This window comes from Novosphingobium aerophilum (assembly GCF_014230305.1).
Lineage (GTDB): Bacteria > Pseudomonadota > Alphaproteobacteria > Sphingomonadales > Sphingomonadaceae > Novosphingobium > Novosphingobium aerophilum.
The window spans coordinates 1-3,288 of sequence record NZ_JACLAU010000087.1; the positions used below are offsets into that span (position 1 = coordinate 1).

General features: G+C 65.0%; 4 protein-coding genes and 1 pseudogene. 2 read left to right on the forward strand and 3 right to left on the reverse strand.

What is annotated here, in order from left to right; genetic code table 11:
- A partial coding sequence (locus H7F49_RS19390; RefSeq protein WP_214647916.1) for a hypothetical protein occupies positions 1-372 on the forward strand: 372 nt, incomplete at its 5' end.
- Here the strand turns inward: H7F49_RS19390 and tnpC are convergent.
- From tnpC to tnpA, 3 genes are read right to left on the reverse strand one after another with little or no spacing between them, the layout of a single operon-like run.
- Positions 300-1,934, reverse strand: coding sequence for an IS66 family transposase (gene tnpC, locus H7F49_RS19010; RefSeq protein ID WP_185685124.1), 1,635 nt, complete (start codon positions 1,932-1,934; stop codon positions 300-302). The two genes, H7F49_RS19390 and tnpC, sit on opposite strands and share 73 nt — an antisense overlap.
- Before the next feature lie 59 nt (positions 1,935-1,993).
- Positions 1,994-2,335 (reverse strand): IS66 family insertion sequence element accessory protein TnpB, encoded by a 342-nt coding sequence (tnpB, locus tag H7F49_RS19015; protein WP_185685125.1) that lies wholly within the window; start codon positions 2,333-2,335, stop codon positions 1,994-1,996.
- On the reverse strand, positions 2,332-2,688 hold the full coding sequence (tnpA, locus tag H7F49_RS19020; protein WP_185685126.1) for an IS66-like element accessory protein TnpA: 357 nt from the start codon (positions 2,686-2,688) through the stop codon (positions 2,332-2,334). Before tnpA ends, tnpB begins: the two co-directional genes overlap by 4 nt.
- 97 nt (positions 2,689-2,785) lie before the next feature.
- Here tnpA and H7F49_RS19025 point away from each other — a divergent pair.
- Positions 2,786-3,288: pseudogene (locus H7F49_RS19025) on the forward strand (DDE-type integrase/transposase/recombinase); the annotation flags it as partial.

Sequence of the window (3,288 nt, forward strand, 5' to 3'; positions counted from 1 at the left end):
CCTCAAACTGCGCGCGATCATTTCGGAATGCTGCGCGGACAATTCTCGGAACGCTGCGCGCCATCACCTCGGATTCCCGCGCGCGATCAAATCGGAATGGTGCGCGCGATGACCTCGGAATCCGCAGTCGTAGGTGAAGGCCATTATGCCGTCCTCGTGCTCTGGGCTGTAAACCCAGATGAGGCCGTCTTCCGGATCCATGCCGAGCGCCAGGTCGGCTATCTCGTCTTCGGTTTTGTCGAGCTCCCGAGCGACGAGGCCAATGGTTCGGACGGAATGGACCTTGTTGACGTGGGCCATCAGGCGGCCAGAGCGAGCCGAGAGACCCGCCTGTTCCACGGCAGCAGTTCGTCGAGCCGGCTGACGGGATGATCGGCAATGCGGGCAAGGACATCGGCGAGCCAGGCCTGGGGATCAACATCGTTCAGCCGGCAGGTCTGGATCAGCGAGTAGGCGACGGCCGCGCGCTGCCCGCCGCGATCGGAGCCGCAAAACAGCCACGACTTTCGTCCGAGAGGCACGCATCGCAGGGCCCGCTCCGCAGCGTTGTTCGACAGGCAGACCCGGCCGTCGGCGAGGAACCGGGTGAAGGCGTCCCAGCGCCGCAACATGTAGTTGATCGCCTTGGCCAGGTCATGGTTGCGGGAGATCCGGCCGAGCTGGGTGTTCAGCCAGTCATGAAGCTCGGCCATCAGCGGGGCGCTGAGTTCCTGGCGGACGCCAAGGCGCTCGTCCGGGCTACGGCCATTGATCTCGCGCTCGATCGCGAACAGGGCGTCGAGCTTCTGCACGGCCTCGAGCGCGATCGGATAGACCATGCCGGGCTTCTCGCCGCGGCTCTTCCTGCGCGCGGCACCCTCGATATCGGCAAGCTCGAAGAACTTCCTCCTCGCATGGGCAAAGCAGCCCGCCTCGAGGATCGGCCCCGGCTCACGGTTAGGCGTATAGAGTTCGTTGTAGCCGGCATAGGCGTCGGCCTGCAGGATGCCGGACCATTCCGCCAGATGGCGCTTGGGATGATCGCCGCGCCGGTCGCGCGAGTAGTGGAAGATCACAGACGGGGGATCAGCGGTGCCGAAGGGCCGGTCATCGCGAACGTAGTTCCACAGTCGACCGGTGATGGTCTTGCCCTTAGACCTGACCGGCACGGTCGTATCATCGCCGTGGAGCCGCTCGGCGGCAAAGGTGTGTCCCTCGATCAGGCGGAAGATCGGCATCAGCGCCTCACAGGTGGCGCCAATCTGATCGGCCAGGGTCGAGACGCTGATCGCCACGCCTTCGCGGGCGAAGCGTTCGGCCTGGCGGTGCAGCGGCTGATGCTGGCCGTACTTGTCGAACAGCAGCATGGCCAGAAAGCTGGGGCCGAACATCCCGCGCGGGGTGACGTGGTACGGTGCCGGTGGCTGGGTAATTTTCTCGCAGTCCCGGCAGGCGAACTTCTCGCGCACCGTCTGGATGACCTTCCACTGGCGCGGGATCACCTCGAGCGTCTCGGTTACGTCCTCACCGAGCTTCGACAGCCGGTCGCTGCCGCAGGCCGGGCAGGCGCACGGCGCGGGAATGACGACGCGCTCCCGCGGGAGATGGTCCGGCAGCGGCTTCCTGGCCGGCTTGCGCCGCTCGAAGGCCGCAATGGTTGCAGTCTTCGCCGCCGCTGCTTCGGTGGCACGCTCGTCGTCGGCAGCATCGGCTTCGAGGTCTTCGAGCTCCAGTTCGCCCTGGGCGAGCAGCCGCTCGGTGCGTTCGGCGCTGGCGCCATATTGCTCGCGCCGCAGCTTGGCGTTCTGCAGCTTGAGATGGGCGATCATCGCCGCGGTGGCGTTCTCCCTGGCCCGGGCGTTGGCCTCGATCTGATCGATCTTCTGCAGTGCTGAAGCCAGCAGCACCTTGAGGACGTCAACATCGTCCGGAAAGGGTGGAACGGCCGCTTGCATGGGAGGAGTGAATCACTGCCAGCCCTGCAGATCAAGCCGCAAATGCGGGACTTTGCAGGCTATCCGGCGCTCTGCGGCCGCCAGCTGTACTGCGGGTTGCGCCAGTCGATCCCTTCGAGCAGGCAGGCCAGCTGTGCAGTGGTCAGCGAGACCATGCCGTCCTTCGCCGAGGGCCACACGAACCGCCCCTTCTCAAGCCGCTTGGCGTAGAGCGACATACCAATCCCATCGTGCCAGATGATCTTCACCAGTGATCCGGAACGACCGCGGAAGACCCACAGATCGCCGGCGAACGGATCCTTGAAGAAGTGCTGTTGCACCTGGGCGGCCAGGCTCTGCATGCCGCGCCGCATATCGGTATGGCCCATCGCAATCCACACCCGCGCGCCCGATGGGATCATCGCACCGCCCTCAACGCGGCGGCCGCAAGCGCTGGCGGGGCCGATGCTGAAATCCGCAGCCGCCGACCATCCGCCAGTTCCAGCACGATCGCCGCTTCCGGTTCCGCAACCGATCCGCAGGGCGGCTCCGATGGCGCGGCATCCTCGATCACCGCCGGCACGAATGCAGACTGGACTCGCCTCAGCGCCTCACGACGCCAGATGTAGATCAGGCCCCGAGACACGTCATACCGGCGCGCAACCCTGGAAACGACGGCGCCCGGCGCGAAAGCCTCCCGCAGGATCTCAAGCCGCTCTTCATCCGACCACTCACGCCGGCGGCGAGCGTCCGAAAACACCGTCACCTGCGCCATGCTGCCCTGCGTATGTCCATATGTGCGTCCATAAGGACGTCCTGAGCACACCCGCCTTCCTCAGCAAGCGGCTCTCACCGGACAGATACGGGAGATCAACATGAAGCGAACCCACAGGATTTACAACGAGTTGGGGCTGCAGCTCCGCAACAAGACGCCCAAGCGCAGGGTGAAGGCGAAGTTGAGGGAAGACCGCTGCGCGGCCTCCCGCGTGAATGACGTTTGGGCCATGGACTTCGTCCATGACCAGTTGGCAACGGGTAGGAAGATCCGCGTCCTGACCGTCGTCGACACGTTCTCCCGGTTCTCCCCGGTGCTCGATCCGCGGTTCAGCTACCGGGGTGAGGACGTTGTCCAGACCCTCGAGGCGACCTGCGCCGTAGTCGGCTATCCGAGGACGATCCGGGTCGATCAGGGCTCCGAGTTCATCAGCAGGGACCTCGACCTGTGGGCCTACACCAACGGTGTGACGTTGGACTTCTCCCGGCCCGGCAAGCCTACGGATAACGCCTACATCGAAGCCTTCAACGGGCGCTTCCGGGCCGAGTGCCTGAACACCCACTGGTTCCTGACGCTTGCAGATGCCCGCGAAAAGTTGGA